The 19,744-nt window shown below is 45.6% G+C and carries 1 protein-coding gene; it reads left to right on the forward strand.

Going from position 1 to position 19,744, the window contains the following annotated elements:
• Positions 1 to 19,686, forward strand: coding sequence for a non-ribosomal peptide synthase/polyketide synthase (locus SG35_RS31995; protein ID WP_274055516.1), 19,686 nt, complete (start codon positions 1 to 3; stop codon positions 19,684 to 19,686).
• Positions 19,687 to 19,744 lie beyond the last annotated feature (58 nt).

Genomic DNA, 19,744 nt, shown 5'->3' on the forward strand with positions numbered 1-19,744 from the left:
ATGGAAACTATTCATGACTTTTTGGCAGCTCATGCCTTTTCAAAAGCAGATAACAAAGCTTTCACTTTCATTGAGGATAACGGAGAACAATCACAGCTAAGCTTTGATGAACTTCATCAAAGGGCGCAATCCATTGCTCAATATTTAACGACTGAGGTTGAAGCCGGGGCACGAGTCGTTCTGTTATACCCTCCAGGTCTTGAATATATTCAGGCCTTTTTAGGCTGTTTGTATGCAGGTGTTGTTGCGGTGCCTTTATACCCGCCACAAAGTAAAAAGCATACTGGTCGCGTATTAACTGTAATTGATGATTGCCAAGCGAGTTTGATACTCACCAATAGCCGACTAAAAGAGCAATTGGAAGCCGAGTTATCGCCAATGCCAGTGAAAGGTTTTAATGAGCTAACACATTCAAAAACAACGAATATACTCACTTTTCCTGCCTCTGATCAGGTTGCCTTTTTGCAATATACTTCCGGCTCAACCGGCACGCCGAAAGGTGTGGTTATCACACACGAAAATATAGTGGCAAACCTAAAAACGCTTCAGCAGGCTACGCATTGTGCTGAGCAAGATGTCTTTTGTAACTGGCTGCCTTTATTCCATGATTTAGGTTTGGTTAACACCCTGTTATTACCTATTTTCCTCGGCGCTCATTCCGTTTTAATGTCTCCTGTTCGATTTATTAAGAGCCCATTGGCTTGGTTTAAGGCTATCACTGAATTCAAAGCCAGTATTTGTGGCGCACCCAACTTCGCATTTGATCACTGCCTTGAACGTATTAAACCGCACCAGTTAACAGGGATTGATCTGTCTTCTTGGCGTATTGCCTTTAATGCAGCAGAGCCTGTGGATGCAGAAACCTTAATGAGATTCTGTGACCGTTTTGCCAGAGCCGGATTTAAAGAATCGGCAATATTCCCGGCTTACGGTATGGCGGAAGCGACAGTGTTTATTTGTGGCGGCGTTCATACTGCGCCATACACAGCTTTACCGTTTAGCAGCGAAGCATTGCAAGAAGGCAAGGCACAACTGCCTGGGGATGATGATAAACAGCAAGTTCTGATTGCCCATGGTCATATACAGGCTGAGCACCATCTTAAGATAGTGTCTCCAAAAACGTTGACAGAATTGCCTGATGGTCAGGTGGGTGAAATTTGGTTTGCAGGACCGAGTCTTGCGCAGGGCTATTGGAATGATCCAGAAAAAACCGCAGCGAGTTTTGGTGCATGCATAGAAGGTGATGAGCAGAGCTACCTGCGCACCGGTGATTTAGGTTTTCTTCATGAAGGTGAATTGTATATTTCGGGCCGCATTAAAGATGTCATGATCATCAAAGGACGAAATTATTATCCACAAGATTTTGAGAAACTGGCCTACACCGTATATCCGGGGTTGAGTCAAAACGGGGCAGCTGCCTTTGAAGTCAATGGCAATGCGGTATTACTACTGGAAGTCAGCCGTAACAAGATAAGAGGGTTTGATTACGCACTCGCTTGCGAAACTATAAAAGCGGCCGTATTCGAGCAATTTGAAGTTGTATTAGCTGATATTCTTTTCCTGAAAGCGGGAAGAGTAAACAGAACCTCCAGCGGTAAAATCCAGCGCTCCTTGTCGAATAAGCGTTATTTGGCTGACGATATTGACTACTTGTATAGCGCTTCAAAAGGTGGTTCTGCACCAGAAAACCAGCAAGATAGTGAAAAGGCTGCTGAGCTTGTTTCTGAGCTAGAGGCGAATCTTTGTGCTTTATGGCAGGACGTTTTTGGCCTTGACAGTATCGGGGTAGAAGATAACTTCCTGAATCTGGGGGGCCACTCACTGTTGGCTAGCACATTGATTTCTCAAATCCAGAAAAAATGGAACGTAGAAGTTTCTATCAGGGACTTCTTCACAGCGAACACTATTCGTCAATTGGCTAAAGTCATTGAATCCGCATCGGCTAGCCAGTTGCCTGCAATTGAGGCCGTTGCCAATACCGATAAGGTATTACCTTCTTTCGCGCAGGAGCGGATGTGGTTTGTGAATCAAATCGAATCGGCACTTGCACAATACAACCTCTCTTTTTCTTTGAAGTTGTATGGTGAGCTCAATGAAAGTTACCTGCAGCAAGCCTTTACCACGATTATAACGCGACACCAAGCGCTGCGAACGACCCTACACGAAGCTGCGGGTCAGGTGTATCAAAAGGTTCAGGAAACGTTTCAATTTGACCTTACCAGGATTGACTTAACTGAACTGAGCAAAGTTGAACAAGACAGCCGGGTTGGAGAATTAAGCCAGGAAGAAGCCGAAAAAGCGTTTAACCTTGCTAGTGATTTGATGTTAAGAGTCACGCTAGTGAAATTAAATGCCCAGTCTCACATTATGTTGCTTACTGTGCATCACATTGCAGCAGATGGCTGGTCTTTAGGACTATTGACCAAAGAGCTTAACGCCTTGTATGCTGCCAAGGTACATGGTTCACAAAGCGTGCTTCCTGCGCTCGATATCCAATACACTGATTACGCGAATTGGCAGCGTGACTGGCTTAAAAAAGATGTTTTACAAAAACACTTAAGTTATTGGAAAACACATTTAAGTGATTTACCGGTAATACACGCTTTGCCTCTGGACCATGCCAGGCCTTCGCTGCAGAGCTTCAAAGGAGCATCTGTTCAGCGCACTCTTGGCAAGGCAATCCAAGAAGGGCTGCACAAACTTGCCAGAGAAAATGAAGCAACCCTATTCATGACGCTAAATGCGGCATTCGCTAGTTTCCTGAGCCGTTATTCCGGCGAAACGGATATTGTTTTTGGTTCACCCATTGCTAACAGAGAACAGGCAGAAGTTGCACCTTTGATTGGTCTGTTTATTAACAATCTGGTGTTCCGTTCTGATTTATCTGCAGATCCTACGTTTGTTGAATTACTGCAGCAAAGCAAAGAGCGCACTTTTGCTGCTTATGAACATCAGCAAATGCCATTTGAAAAACTCGTGGATGAGTTACAGCCAGAACGTAATCTTAGCCATAGTCCGTTGTTCCAAGTGATGCTGATCCTACAGAATCAGGAAATGGATGCTTTGAATTTACCCGGACTGGAAGCCAAGCAGCTGCAACCGGCTAATAACTTTGCTCAATACGATCTCACCTTAACACTTAATGAAAGTGATAATGGAGTGGAGATGCAATGGCAATATGCTTCGGATTTATTCGAACAAGCGACTATTGAGCGGATGGTTGAAAGTTTTGAAATCCTGTTGGCTGGCATCATCAAATCTCCGGGCACTAAAGTAAGTCAATTACCTCTGCTCAGCCAGGCACAATCAACACAGTTATTGAATCATTGCCATGATAACGTCAGAGAGTATCCGCAGGATAAGTGTATCCATGAATTATTTGAGCAGCAGGCGCAGCTTTGCCCTGATGCTGTTGCGGCGGTATTCAACAAGGAAACGTTAACTTACCAGCAGTTAAACCAACGTGCTAATCAATTGGCTCACTACCTTGTTAAGCAGGGCGTAAAACCAGACTCTGTGGTCGGCATCTGCATTGACCGCTCACTGGAGATGTTAGTGGCTACGCTGGCCGTTATGAAAGCCGGTGGTGCTTATCTTCCGATGGACCCTTCTTATCCGCAGGCTCGCCTGGCATACATGTTGGAAGATTCTAAAGTGCAATGGCTTGTGACTCACAAGCACTTGAGCGAGCGCCTGTCTTTTGCACCAAGTATCTGTTTAGACGATGAAAGTGTTTGCTGTGAACTGGCGCAATTGGAACATAACAACCTGGATAAAGAAAGTTTAGGGCTCACTGCTAATAACCTGGCTTATCTGATCTACACCTCGGGTTCTACCGGCAAGCCTAAAGGGGTGATGTTGGAACATCGCAATGCGACCAATTTCCTGACGTCCATGCAGGATGCTCCAGGTATGACGCAAGACGATACTTTACTGGCGGTCACCTCTCTTTCATTTGATATCCATGTACTGGAGCTGTACTTACCCTTGAGTGTCGGTGCCAGTGTGGTCATTGCTTCTTCTGAAAACGTACTTTCTCCTGATGATCTGGCGAAGCTCATTGATGAAAACCAGATCACAGTCATGCAAGCCACTCCTGCTACCTGGAAAATGTTAGTGAGTAATGACTGGCAACCACAAGGTACAGTGAAAGCGCTGTGTGGTGGTGAAGCATTAAGTGAAGATCTGAAAAATGCCTTGTTATCCCGTAGTTCACTTGAACTTTGGAACATGTACGGTCCGACTGAAACAGCAGTCTGGTCTGCCATTTGTAAAATTGAAAGTGCTATTTCTCTGGGAGCACCAATTGCCAATACTCAGTTCTATGTATTAGATAACCATTTAAATCCAGTGCCTGTTGGCGTAGCCGGTGAGTTGTATATTGGTGGTGAAGGTGTTGCCAGAGGCTATTTCGAGCGACCGGAGCTAACAGCAGAAAGCTTTATTCAAAGTCCATTTTCGGATGCACGCCTTTATAAAACCGGTGACCTTGTATGCTGGTTAGCAGACGGCACTTTACAATACCTGCGTCGTGCGGACTTCCAGGTAAAAGTTCGTGGGCACCGTATCGAATTAGGAGAAATTGAGTCTGGGCTACGACAACACTCAGAAATTAAAGACGCGGTTGCACATGTATGGAATGAAGGAGGAGACGCAAACTTAGTCGCTTATGTTACTAGTCAATCTTCAGACATAGAAAATGGATTGCAGCAAAAGTTAACCGGGCACCTTGAAGCATTTTTACCTGCCTACATGGTACCCAATGCATTTGTGTGCTTAGAGCAGATGCCACTGACGCCAAATGGCAAAATAAACCACAATGCGCTACCTAAGCCGCAGCTTATGGATGAGTTGGAATATATTGCTCCTGAAACGGCAACCGAAAAGCAACTTTGTCAGCTGTGGCAACAGTTGTTGAACATCGAGCCGAAAGGCGGTGAGTGGATCAGTGTTAACAGTAATTTCTTCAGCTTAGGCGGACATTCATTGCTTGCCGCCCGCTTAGTTGCGCAGATCCGCAGTCACTGGAACGTGGAAGTAGCAATCAGAACGCTGTTTTCTGAACAAACGGTGCGCAAATTAGCAAGCGTTATTGATCACAGTTCTGCCAGTAAAAAAACGGAAATCCTTCCTGCTTCAGACAATGAGCTAACACCACTGTCTTTTGCCCAACAACGACTTTGGCTGATTGAGCAGATCGAACGAGGCACGAATCAATACAACATGTGTCAGGCGTTTACATTATCCGGTGAGTTGGATGTGGCCGCGATGACTTCTGCTTTTGAAGCGATTATAAAACGTCATCTGGTGTTACGCACGACAATTGAGACAACGGACTCTGGTGAAGCAATTCAAGTAGTGTCCTCGGACTGGGATTTTTCAATACCCTTGTTAGATTTGACTGACATGACAGAGACTGATCAAGAGCAGGCAATAGCTAACAATATCAAGGAAGAATCGTCTCGGCTTTTTGAGCTTAACAGCGACCTGATGATACGTGTCAAGTTATTAAAGTTAACAGAAAGCTCACATGTGTTATTGATAACCATGCATCACATTGCCATAGATGGATGGTCGGTTAGTATTATTTTTGATGAATTTAACCGCTTGTATCGTGAGCCAAAGCTGCAATTACCAGAAATCGCAATTCAGTACGGTGATTATGCCCATTGGCAAAAAACTTGGTTGCAAGATCAGGTATTGGATCATCACCTGACCTTCTGGAAAAGTCGCTTACAGGATTTACCTGAAGTACATAATTTAGCGTTGGACCGCCCAAGGCCACCGGTGCAAAACTATGAGGGTGCACACTATATTCAGACAATAAGCGCCGATGTTCAGGAAGGCTTGAATAAACTGGCACAAGCTTCAAATACCACCATGTTTATGGTGCTGCATGCCGCGCTTTCTATTCTGTTAGCCAGACATGCTAATAAAGACGGTAATTCGGCTGATGCTGAAAATATTGTTATCGGCTCACCCGTTGCAAACCGTGAGCAGAGTGAATTAGCCCCCTTGGTTGGTTTTTTCACCAATAGTGTTGTATTACAGCTAAACCTCAGTGAAAACCCTTGTTTTGCTGATTTATTGCAACGCAGTAAAGAAGATTTGTTAGCTGTTTATGAGTATAGCCAATTACCTTTTGAGAAATTGGTGGATGAGTTAAAACATGAACGTAATCTGGCATATTCACCTTTATTCCAGGTGAAACTAGCGCTGCAAAACAATGAACAAGGTTGGTTTGACTTGCCTGGAATCTCGGCAGGAAAAATTGAACAATCTCATTCTGTTGCCTTGCATGATCTGAGTTTAGATATATTTGAATTAGAGAAAAACGGCCATGCAGATGGGCTAAAACTCGATTGGGAATATGCGACGGCATTATTTGATGGCGCAACCATTGAGCGTATGTCTGCACATTTTGAGATATTACTTAAAGGCATTATCGAGGCGCCACAGGCTCGCATTAATGAATTGCCGTTTTTATCCTCTACCGAAACGGAGCAACTGTTATCTTGGTCGAAATGGTCTTCGCAGGATGGAGGCTCAGCCAAGTCAGCATCGGTTGTTAGACAAGGAAAATCTGTTCTGGATTTATTTGAAGAACAGGTTGCTAATAATCCAAATAATATTGCCGCGGTATTTAGGCAATCGGCTCAATTGAGTGAAAAAATCAGTTACCAAGAGTTAAACGCTAAGGCGAACCAGGTCGCACATTATCTTGTGGATGAAGGTGTAAAACCCGATACTTTAGTCGGGCTGTGTGTTGAGCGCTCGTTGGAAATGATCATCGGTATTTGGGGGATCTTAAAAGCTGGTGCGGCCTATGTGCCTATTGACCCAGATTACCCGGATAAGCACATAGAACATATCCTGGATGACTCTGGACTGGAAATTATACTCACCAGTGCAGAGCTGCTTTCAGAGTTGCCATTTGAAGATCTGCAAATCCTTCCTTTAGACGATGAAATGTGGGACAGCTTTTTAGGTGATTACGATGAGGGAAATCCGGATAGAGATAAATTGGGGCTCAAATTAAATAACCTTGCTTATGTCATTTATACATCCGGTTCCACAGGATCACCAAAAGGGGTAACCGTTGAGCATGGTGCTTTGGCGCAGTCAACGCTCGCCCGATTTGAGGCGTATCAGGAGTCTCCAGAGAGCTTTGCCTTGTTTTCATCTTATGCATTTGACAGTTCAATTGTTGGTATTTTCTGGACCCAGGTCTCGGGTGGAAAACTATGCATTGTCGATATCAAGCAAGGGTTAGATCTGAAAGCTTTTGAAACCCTGATGGCAGAAGAGCAAATCAGTCATTTCCTTACTTTGCCTAGTCTGTATCAGACAATGTTGTCAGCCGACTTACAGCCGAGCTCATCCCTTAAAACAGTTATCGTAGCGGGTGAAGCCTGCGATCTGAACCTGGTACAACAGCATCAGTCTCATGAGTTGTGGCAAAGTTGTCGCCTGGTTAATGAATATGGACCTACAGAAGCTTGTGTGTGGAGCAGCTTTTATGACTGTACTTCTCACAATGGCAGCCTTGTTCCTATTGGCACAACGGCTCCTCATTCTACGCTTTTTGTCCTGGGTAACGAACTTCAGCTTTGTCCTCCCGGCGTTACCGGGGAACTTTATGTCGGTGGAGAGAACCTGGCTCGCGGTTATCTCAATGCCCCGGAGTTGACTGATGAAAAGTTCATTGAAAGTCCTTTCCAAAAGGGACAACGATTATACAAAACAGGTGATTTGGTGCGCTGTCTACCAGAAAAAGACGGTAAGCCCGGCAATCTGGAGTTTGTTGGACGTATTGATCATCAAATTAAAATTCGTGGTTTTAGAATCGAGTTAGGTGAAATTGAGGCGGCAATTGTTGCTAATGAGCTGGTATCTGAGGTGGTTGTGTTGGCCAAGTCGCTTGATCCGTCTCAAGATTCAAAACAGTTAGTGGCGTATGTTGTCGCCAATAAAGACAACAGTGAAGATTTCCAAGGCGATAACGGTTTCAACGAAGCCAATTTCCGTGAAGCACTAAAAGTTTACCTGGAAAAGTTGCTACTAAGTCACAAGATCCCTTCCGTATTTGTGATGCTGGACAATCTTCCCCATACGCCAAATGGCAAGGTTGACCGTAAAGCGTTACAGGCCAAAGAAGTGCCTGTGCAATTAATGCAAAAGTATGTGGCACCAAAAACCGACGTTGAAAAACAATTATGTGAGATTTGGCAAAAACTGTTAAAGCTTAACAAAGTTGGTATTACAGATAACTTCTTCGCAATCGGCGGTGACTCCATTCTGGCAATCCAGGCCGTGACCCAGGCTGCCAAGCAAGGTTTAGTGATCACCACTCGCCAAATTTTTGAGTGTCAAATCATTGAAAAACTGGCTTTGCTGGTGGGCTCTGAATCTCAGGTTGAGGCACCACAAGAAAGTATTTCAGGCGAGCAGATCTTAATTCCGATTCAGCGTGAGTTCCTGGCTAGCGACCTCGTTGAGCAACACCATTACAATCAATCTGTGCTACTGACATTGCCGGAAGATTTTTCTATCGATGCTTTGCAGCAGATCATTGTCGCCATGTATCAGCGTCATGACATCTTGCGTTTGTCTGTCAATGACAACAAGGCAACTTATGTCCCATTTACAGAGCAACTTGCTGAACGTGCTGTCAAGCTATTGGATTTAGGCCATTTAGAAGGAGAAAGCTGGCAGTTCGAACTCGGCAAACTAGGTGCCGAGATAAAAGCGGGCTTATCTTTAGCTGATGGCGATATTTTCCGGGCTGTTTTATTTGAAGGTGCTGTCGACCAGCGCCGATTATTGTTAACCCTTCACCATATGGCCGTTGATGGCGTGTCATGGCGAATCTTGCTGCAAGATATGGCCAGCGCATTTGAACAGTGGCAGCAGCAGAGTGAGATTTCGCCGGCAGCTAAAACTTCATCTTTCCAACAGTGGGGCGAGTACCTGCTAAGTTATGCCAATAGCGATGACTTACAGTCGGAAAAAGCCTTCTGGTTGGCACAGGCTTTTGAGCAGGTAAACAACTTACCTGTCGATCATCATGGCGTTGAAGATAATCGCATTGCCGTGAGCGAAACCGTCTCATTCGAGCTTAAAGAAACAGAAACTCAGGCACTATTGAATCAATGCACGGCTGCGTATCGAACCCAGATAAACGACTTGTTGCTATCGGCGCTCTACTTGGCCATGCACAGGTGGACAGGTCAAGAAAGCTTCCGTATTGATCTGGAAAGCCACGGGCGAGAAGCCTTGAGTGAATCGTTAGATTTGACTCAGACCATGGGGTGGTTCACCAGTGTGTTCCCCGTGACGTTAATGGCTGCATCAGCATCTTCAATGGCAGATGTGATTAAAGCCATCAAAGAGCAATTAAGAAGTGTGCCGCAAAATGGCATTGGTTTCGCTCTGATGCAACACATGCTCACGGATGAAAGCCAAAGAGCAGCCTTTACACAGGCAGCAGGCGGAGCATCGGAAATTCTATTTAATTATCTGGGGCAATTTGATCAGGTCGTAAACAATGAAAGCCCATTCCAAGAAGCGGTTGAATTTGCCGGTGATGATGTTAGTTCGCAACGTCAACGCGGCCATATGCTCGAGCTAAATGGTATGGTATCTGGCGGTAAGCTGAGGTTTACTTTGAGATTTAACGGCTTGCAATATCAGCAAGAGACGATGACAACTCTTGCGCAAGGTATTGAATCGGCGCTATATGAGGTTATTGAGCACTGTCAAAGCAAAGATGCAGGTGGCGTTACCCCTTCTGATTTCCCGCTTAGCCGTGTTAACCAGGCACAGTTGGATGCGTGGTATCAAAGCTATCCCAATATGGAAAAGCTCTATGCGACTACCGGTATGCAGCAAGGTTTGCTTTTCCATAGCAGCTTAGAACAGTCGGCGTACTTAACGCAATTATCAGTCGAACTTGCAGGCCCGTTGGACGCTGCGGCGATGAAACACGCGTGGCAAGAAGTGGTTAGGCGTCATGACGTCTTCCGTACAACTTTCTCTGATGATCACTCTCATCAATTGGTGTTGTCGGATATTGATCTTCCTTATACCTGGTTAGATTGGTCTCAATTGGGTGAATTAGCACAGCAGCAACAGCTAGAGCAATTTTTACAAAACGATAGAGCACAAGGTTTTGATTTAAAAATGGCACCGTTGATGCGAGTGGCTTTGATCACCTTAAGCGAGCAGCGTCATTGCTTAATTTGGTCAAACCATCACGCATTGTCGGACGGCTGGTCGCTGCCGCTGGTATTAAAAGAAGTGATTTCCATTTACAAGGAAACTCATCACCGCGTCGGCGAGCACTCTGCTGAACTTGTATCGTCCTCAGCTTTGTCAAATACGCCTCAATATGAACACTACATTGCTTGGCTTCAACAGCAGGACGAAGAGAAGGCACGGGCCTTCTGGAAGGATATGCTGGCAAGTGTTGAATCTCCTACGCAAATTTACATCGACAGTGTGTCACAGAGTGGTACCGGGGAGGCTGGCAAACAGAAACTGAGTCTGACTCAAGAAATGAGCGCACAATTGCAGTCTCTGGCAAGACAGCATCAGGTCACCTTAAATACACTGGTTCAGGCTGCTTGGGCATTTGCTATTCATAGGTATAGCGGTGAGCAACAGGTGATCTTTGGTGAAACGGTTTCTGGCCGTCCTCCAGAGTTACCAGGCGTTGAGCAAATAGTAGGACTGTTTATCAATAGTCTGCCTGTTGTGGTAAATATTGACCCGGAGCAGGATATTGGTTCATGGCTGCGAAGTTTGCATCAGGCAAGTATTGATCGCGTTGACAATGGCTATTTGCCATTATCTGAAATACAAACCTTGAGCCCTATGGGTAATACCGGCGGGCAAGACCGTAAGCTCTTCGATACCCTGGTAGTGTTTGAGAACTACCCGGTAGATCAGGAAATACATAAAATCATTGCAGGTTCAGGTTTAACTGTCACGGATATTGGCAATGAAGAACAAACTAACTATGCGCTAACGTTAATGGTGTTGCCAGAAGGCACCGACTTACAAGGCAAGTTAAGTTTTGAACTAGGCTATCAAACTGAACAATTTGCAGCAGAGACAATTGCTCAATTCTTGGCGCAGTTTGAATTGATTCTAACCGGGTTGTTGGAGCAGTCTTGTAAAGCGGTTGGTGAGTTGTCTGTGCTCAGTGCTCAACAAGAGCGCCAATTATTAGCATGGAATAATACGGCATCAGAGTATCAGCAAGATAAATGTATCCATGAATTATTTGAGCAACAGGTAGCACAAACGCCAGAAGCGCTCGCCGTTACTTTTGATGGCGATGCTATCGCAACCTTAACTTATGCTGAGCTTAATGCCAAAGCTAACCAGCTGGCCCATTATCTTATAGAACAAGGAGTGAAACCGGATGCCTTAGTGGGCTTGAGTGTGGAGCGCTCTGTGGAAATGGTGATAGGTTTACTCGGGATCATTAAAGCGGGTGGCGCTTATGTGCCACTCGATCCTGGCTTACCTGCAGCTCGCCTGGACTATATGGTACAAGATTCCGGTGTTGATATTGTCTTAACACAAGAAAAGTTTGCAACTCTGTTCCCGTCTGATCAGCAATCAACCGTTTGTTTAGATCAATTTGAAATTTTTGCAAACTACGCCAATGACAATATAGATAAAGTGGCATTAGGTCTGACGCCAGAGCATTTGGCTTATGTGATCTACACTTCAGGTAGCACCGGTAAACCCAAAGGGGTGGAGTCTATTCATCGTGGAATGATGAACCGACTTGACTGGATGCACTCAGAGTATCAGCTTAAAGCTGATGATCGCGTGCTGCAAAAAACGCCGTACAGCTTTGACGTATCGGTTTGGGAGTTCTTCTGGACCTTAGGTTACGGTGCTCAGCTAGTTGTTGCTAAACCTGAAGGACATAAAGATCCAGAGTATTTGCATGACTTGATCCAAACACAGCAAGTGTCGGTGATGCATTTTGTGCCTTCTATGTTGGCAAACATGGTCTCAGCCGTGAGCTTCTCTGAGCTGTCATCGCTTCGCTACGTTTTCTGTAGTGGTGAAGCGCTGCCTAAGAAACTAGTAGATGATTTCCTTGCTGCCAAAGCTTCGAATACACAATTATTCAACCTTTATGGGCCTACTGAAGCATCAATTGATGTCACTCACTGGACGTGTGAACACAGCTGCCAGTTAGACATCATTCCGATTGGCCGTGCAATCAATAATACCCAGCTATACGTACTGGATAAACAGCTAAAACCTTTACCTGTTGGTGTGCCGGGTGAACTGTACATCGGGGGGCATAACTTAGCGCGAGGTTATCTAAATCGCCCGGAGTTAACGGCTGAACGCTTTATTGAAAACCCATTTTATAATGCTAATACTGCAAACAGCTCTGAGCGCTTATATCGCACAGGGGATTTAGTGCGTTATTTACCTGATGGCAATGTAGCCTTCATCGGGCGTATAGATGACCAAGTTAAAATACGTGGTTTTAGGATCGAATTGGGCGAGGTGGAGTCACAGCTATCAGCACAAGCTGGGATTGATTCAGCGTTAGTGATAGCCAAGGAACTTGCCGGCAATCTGCAGCTTGTTGGTTACATCAAGGCTAATCATGAACTCGACAAAGACGCACAAGTGACTTTGGCGGCACAAGTTAAAGCGGGGTTATCTACTCAGTTACCCGATTACATGGTGCCAAGTATCTTGATGGTGGTGAATGAGTGGCCATTGACCCCCAATGGCAAGGTGGACAGAAAAGCCTTACCTGCACCTGATGGCAGTGCCTTGCAAGGTGAGTATGTAGCGCCTCAGACGGATACGGAAAAAGCCTTGGTGGAGATTTTCTCAAAGCTGCTGACGATAGCGGCGGATAAAATCAGCACTACGGCGAATTTCTTTGAGCTGGGCGGGCATTCGTTATTGAGCATCCGTTTGATATCGAGCATTCGTACGTATTTTGAGGTTGAACTGCCGGTTCAGGCGGTGTTTGAGGCCAAGAGCTTGTCAGCGTTATCGCTGGCCATTGAATCTCACCGTGGTGGCATGCTGCGGGCACCGTTAGAGGTGATAGCACGTACCAAAGACAGTTATGCCGTTTCATTCGCCCAACAACGCTTGTGGTTTATTGATCAATTACAAGGCGGGTCTGCGCAATACAACATGCCGATGGCGTTTGATGTGCAGGGCAACTTGGATGTGTCATTAATTGATGATGTCTTTACCCAGATCCTGGCACGTCATGAAGTGTTGAGAACCGTGTATGTTGAAGCAGACGGCGAGGCGAAGCAGCGTATCCGGCCGATGTCGGCGCTTGACTTTGCCATTGGCGTTGAGGATATGCGCCACCTCACCGGTGAGATGCAGGCACAGGCAGTCCAAGAGAGAGTCGAAGCGGATATCACCACAGCATTTGACCTGTCAAGCGATGTGATGCTGCGGGTGCGTTACCTGCGAACCGCGGATGAGGCTGGGGTGCTGGTCTTTAACATGCACCATATTGCCTCGGACGGCTGGTCGATGGAAGTGCTCACCAAGGAATTCTTTGCGCTGTATGATGCTTTCAGTCATGGCTTGGCCAACCCATTACCCGCGTTAGCAATACAGTATGCGGACTATGCCCATTGGCAACGTACGCATTTAGCAGGTGAAGTGCTGGACAGGCAGCTGGAGTACTGGGAAAAGCAGCTGGAAGAAGCCCCGGCGGTACACAGTTTACCGTTGAGCAAGCCAAGGCCAGAGGTGAAGCAATATGCTGGTGCGGAGATAAAAGGCCACCTGCCGGCTAAGGTAAGCGAACAACTGCAGGCATTGGCCAGGCAGCATCAACTGACGCCATTTATGTTATTGCATGCTGCCTTGTCTCTGGTGTTATCCAGGCACAGTAATAGCGCAGATATTGTGATTGGTACGCCGGTGGCGAACAGGCAGCAAGAAGAGCTGGCGCCATTAATCGGCTTTTTTGTCAATACGCTGGTACTTAGAACTGACACCGCTCATGCCACGCTATCCGATTACTTTAAACACATCAGGCAAGTGCACTTAGAAGCGCAAGCAAACCAGGATGTGCCGTTTGAGCAATTGGTTGATAGATTAAAGGTGCCAAGAAGCACCAGTCACAGTCCGTTATTCCAAATTATCATGAACATGAATACGGATTACGGGATTAGTAACGATGATGTAACTGCGACACAGCTGGCCGGTTTAGCTATCACGCCTTATCAATCAGAGACGGTGCAAGAGAAATTTGATTTAAATATCTCTTTGAATTTGCACCATGAGGGGATAGATCTCAACTGGGCTTATGATGTTAACCTGTTCAGTGAGCAAGCGATAACCAGGTTGAATGACCACTTATGTCGTTTACTGACAGGGCTCAGTGAAGTCACCGAGGCAAGTATTGCGCCACAGCGCTTGCCGATGCTGTCGGAAGCCGAAACGCATCACCTGGTCAGTGAGCTTAATGAGACGGCGATGGACTATCCGCAGGATAAGTGCATTCATGAATTGTTTGAGCAACAAGCCAAAGACAATCCGGACAAGGTGGCGGTGGTCTTTGAAGATACGCAGCTGACTTACCAAGCGCTCAATGAGCAAGCGAACCAATTCGCGCATTACCTGGTTGAGGAGCATGGCGTCAAGGCGGACACTTTAGTGGGGGTGTGTGTTGAGCGTTCACTGGAGATGGTGGTTGGGATACTGGGTATACTAAAAGCCGGCGGGGCGTATGTGCCACTGGATCCCAAGTACCCGCAAGAGAGGCTGAATCATATATTGGCTGATTCAGGTGTACAGCTTGTGTTTACACAAGCTCATATTCGCACGGCGATACAAAGCGCCAATACTTCTTACGGCAGTGATTGGCTGGTGGTAGACGGATTAGGACTGGCTGATAGCGAGCACCTTTGCTCTGACTATAAAACGTCTAATTTGAGTAGCAACGAACTCGGACTTACGACCAACAATCTTGCTTACGTTATTTATACATCCGGCTCTACCGGACAACCCAAAGGGGTTATGCTTGAGCATCAAAGTGTCAGCAACTATCTCACGAATGTTCAGCATTATCCTCATGATGACATTCGTTGCACCGTTATGAGTACGTCATTGAACTTTGATGCCACGGTAACTCCTCTTTTCGGCGCCTGGATGAGGGGAGGTTACCTCAAGGTACTTTCTGAAAATCACAATATTTTTAATGAGTTGAGTGAGGTGATGCAAACAGAGCCCAGTGCTATGTTTAAATTGACACCTGCACACTTACAAGGCTTGGAGTTGCAACAAAAAGTGTTAGGCAGGCATGTTGTGGTCGTTGGCGGTGAAGCCTTCTCTTATGATTTGGCTCGCAAAATAGCGACCATGATGCCAAACAGTTATTTTATTAATGAATACGGTCCAACCGAAGCAACAGTAGGCTCTAGCGCTGAGGTATTTGCTCTTAATGATTTGGCAGAGCTGGCGGGGGCAACCGATATCAGTATTGGTCGGCCCATACTCAATACTCAACTATTGGTATTAGATTCAGATAACGAACTCTTGCCGGCAGGAGTTACTGGAGAGCTTTACATTGGTGGTGCGGGCTTAGCGCGGGGGTATATAAACCGCCCCGAATTGACGGCAGAGCGTTTTATAAATAATCCGTATTATGATGCCAATAACCCGGTTAGCTCTGCGCGTTTATATCGTACAGGGGATTTGGTGCGTTATTTATCTGATGGCAGGCTTGAATTTGTTGGCCGTGCCGATGACCAGGTTAAGATCAGAGGTTTTAGAATCGAGCTCGGAGAAATCGAGCATCAACTGAACCAGAGTGAGGCGATTGATTCTGCCTTGGTCGTGGCGAGTGAGATTGCCGGCATGCAACAGTTGGTCGCCTACATTAAGGGGGCAGGGCCGTTGTCTCTTAGCGGGCAAGCTGAGCTTTTTGAGCGCCTTAAAGAGGCTTTGGCATTACATCTGCCTGACTACATGATCCCAGATCTCTATGTGTTAGTAGATGCTTGGCCATTGACGCCAAATGGAAAAATCGACAAGCGAGCGCTGCCTCATCCTGAAAGTCGCAATAGTAAGCATACATACACCTTACCTGAAACCGATAGCGAGAAAAAAATGGTTGCTATCTGGGCTGAGCTTTTGGCTCTCGACGAAGAGCAAATAGGTACTACAACCAGTTTCTTTGAGTTAGGAGGAAACTCGCTGCTGACCATGCGCATGATGGTGCGGATCAAGAGTGCTTTCAATCAGATGATGAATGTTGAGCAGTTATTTGAGGAACCGACGATATCGAGTATTGCAAATAAGCTTGATTGTTTGACGGCTATGGAAGAAACGACTGAAGCGGAAAGCAATAAAATTCCGCCAATTGAGTCTGTCAGTAGAGTACTAGAGAATGGTACATCTATTGCTTCATTCCCATTGAGCTTCTCTCAGGAGCGACTATGGTTCGTTGATCAGTTTTCATCTGATGGCGCCGTATATAATGTGCCTGAGGCTCTTACTATTAGTGGTGAGCTTGATATAGAGCTTCTGGAGCAAGCTTTTAACCACATTATAGAGCGCCATGAAAATTTGCGAACCATCTTCCCAAGCCAAGATGGAGTGGCCCAGCAAATTATCCTTGATGAGCTGAGTTTTGCGCTGGAGCGCGTTGATCTCAGCCATTACGACAACGATGAAATGCGCCACCAGAAAGCGAAAGAGTTGTGTCAAAAAGAAGCTGAAAAACCTTTTGACTTAACCACCGGACCGCTGTTCAGAGCCAAGTGTCTAAGACTTTCTGAACAAGAACATATCCTGATATTGAATATGCATCACATTATCACTGATGGCTGGTCTACAGGCATTATGATAAAGGAATTTAGCCAGATCATGGATTGTCTGAAAAAAGGTCAGAATCCAGACTTACCGCCATTGCCGATACAATATCTGGATTACAGTGTTTGGCAGAGAAAGTTATTGCAGGAAGGGGGCCTACTGGAAAAACAACTCGGATATTGGCAGGAAAAGCTCGCAGGTGTGCCTGAGAGTCTCAATTTGGCTGCCGATTACCCTAGACAAAATGTGCAAACATCTGCAGGTACTAGATATGCCTTCAACTTAGATGCACAGCTCTCTGCTGACTTAAAAGACCTAGCCGATCAACAGGGTTGCACATTGTTTATGACCCTGCTTGCCGCATTTAATGCTTTACTGTATCGCTATACAGGGCAGGATGATATTTGTCTTGGTAGCCCGATCGCCAACCGACAATATGAAGAGACACAAAACTTGATTGGTATGTTTGTGAATCATATTGCCTTGCGAAACCAGGTAGATGGGAAAGCATCTTTTAACACACTATTAGAACAGGTGAAAACTACGTGTTTAGGGGCCTACGAACATCAGGATAGCCCATTTGATAAAGTGGTTGACCTAGTGCAGCCGGAGCGTAATACCAGCGTTAGTGCACTATTTCAGATTGCGTTTATTCTGCAAAATGTACCGATGGAATCGCTTGGTGAGAATATTCGTTCTTACCCGTTGGATTACAGCTTTAGTAAATTCGATCAGGTGGTTACATTTGTTGAATCCGCTGAAGGATTGAGTGGCGTTATTGAATATAAGACATCGCTGTATAAACCAGAGACAATTGAACGTATTGCTTCACATTTTGTGGCGTTATGTCGCGCTATTACCAAAACCCCAACGGCTCAAATCAATGCGCTGGAGTATATTGGTGAAGCTGAGAAGCAGCAGTTGCTCGTAGACTATAACCAGACACAAGCAAGTTACCCACAAGATAAGTGTATTCATCAGCTATTTGCTGAGCAGGTAACCGCTCATCCAGATAAAGTTGCCCTTGTTGAAGCACTGTCATCAGGTACATCGGATGCTTCAAAACAATTGACATACCAGCAACTCCACGACCAAAGTTATGAGCTTGCCTTATACCTGCAATCGCAGGGTGTACAGCCAGACAGTCTGGTTGGACTTTGTGTGGGGCGTTCATTGGCAATGATGATAGGAATATTAGGTATATTCCAAGCAGGTGGCGCCTACGTACCACTGGATCCTGATTATCCAGAAGACCGGTTGACTTATATGCTGGAAGACAGCCAGACCGATATTGTTATCACTCAGGCTTGTTTTGCAGAGAAAGTACGTACATTGGTATCGAATGAGACACAGGTGATCGTACTGGAAGAGAATGGCCGACTTTCTGAAAATTGTCTTGCTACAGTGAGAAACAGCGCACTTCAGCTAAAAGAAGAGGTGAAGCCTGATAATCTGGCTTATGTCATCTACACTTCCGGCTCTACCGGTAAGCCTAAAGGGGTTATGGTAGAGCACAAAATGGTGGTTGATTATTGCTATTCAGTGGTAGATAAGATGGCTCTACAGCGTTGCGATACCTTTGCCTCTGTCTCGACCTTCTCTTCTGATTTAGGAAATATCGCGCTATACGTGCCGATCATGTTTAGCAAAACCTTGTATTTGTTCTCTAACGATTTTGTAAATAATCCGATTGAACTACATAAATACATTGCAACTCACCCGATTGACTGTATGAAGATCACACCGTCTCACTTTGAAATGTTCAAAGTGTCAGAGGCGGAAATTATTAGGGTATCTAAAGTACTCATCTTTGCGGGTGAACCACTAACGAGACAAATGGTGGAGCTCGTTAATACCCTAAACCCAGAGTGTGAGGTGTATAACAACTATGGACCGACAGAGACCACAATTTCTAAACTTTCGACGTCCGCATTAGTGAGCAGTGAGATTTCTGAGATAACCCTTGGTAAGCCACTGAATAACGCCCAAGTGTACGTGCTTGATGAAAACCAAAATGTACAGCCCGTTGGTGTGCCCGGGGAGTTGCACATTGCCGGTAATGGGGTGGTTCGAGGTTACCTTAATCGCCCTGACCTGACTGAAGAGAAGTTCATTATTAACCCGTTTGTTGAAGGGGAGTTGATGTACAAGACCGGCGATCAGGTTCGTTGGTTAACTGATGGCAATATTGAATTTTTAGGACGAGTGGATAATCAGGTTAAAATTCGCGGGTTCCGTATTGAGCCGGGTGAGATTGAATCCTGCCTTAACCAACACCCTGACATTAAAGAAAGCACTGTCGTGGCTCAGGGAGAAGGAGCCGGAAAACAACTGATTGCCTTCTATGTTGCTGAAGAGCCGGTAGAGAATAATGTTGCCAGTGATGTGCTAAAAGAGCACCTGTTACAAACCTTGCCTGACTATATGTTGCCGGCAGCATTTGTTTGTCTGGAAGCTACTCCATTAACCTTAAATGGTAAAGTTGATCGTCTTGCTCTTGAGCGAATGGATGTAACCCTAGAATCAGGCGAAACCTATGTGGCGCCACGTAATGACATGGAAAGACAGCTTGTTGCCATCTGGGCTGAAATCTTAGAATTAGATTCAGAGAAAATAGGTGTTTATGACAGCTTTTTTGAATTGGGCGGGCATTCATTACTCGCGGTTCTACTTGTATCTAAAGTAGGCAAGCAGCTTGGCATGGAATTGCCTTTATATGTACTTTTCGATTCACCAACCATCAATGACATTGCCGAAGAGCTGAGCGCTGCACAAGCTCAGTTTGAACAGCCGTGGGAAGAAGATCTTGAAGAAAGTGAGTTTGAGGAAGGGACACTATAAAAAATGGTGTGTAACTAACACTTAACCGAAGCAGCTTCTGCCTGAATATCTCGGGCAG

Origin of the sequence: Thalassomonas actiniarum (assembly GCF_000948975.2) — a bacterium.
GTDB classification, from domain to species: domain Bacteria; phylum Pseudomonadota; class Gammaproteobacteria; order Enterobacterales; family Alteromonadaceae; genus Thalassomonas; species Thalassomonas actiniarum.

Excerpts from the sequence above, each read along its gene's own strand:
- SG35_RS31995 (WP_274055516.1), top strand. The coding sequence starts at position 1 with ATGGAAACTATTCATGACTTTTTGGCAGCTCATGCCTTTTCAAAAGCA.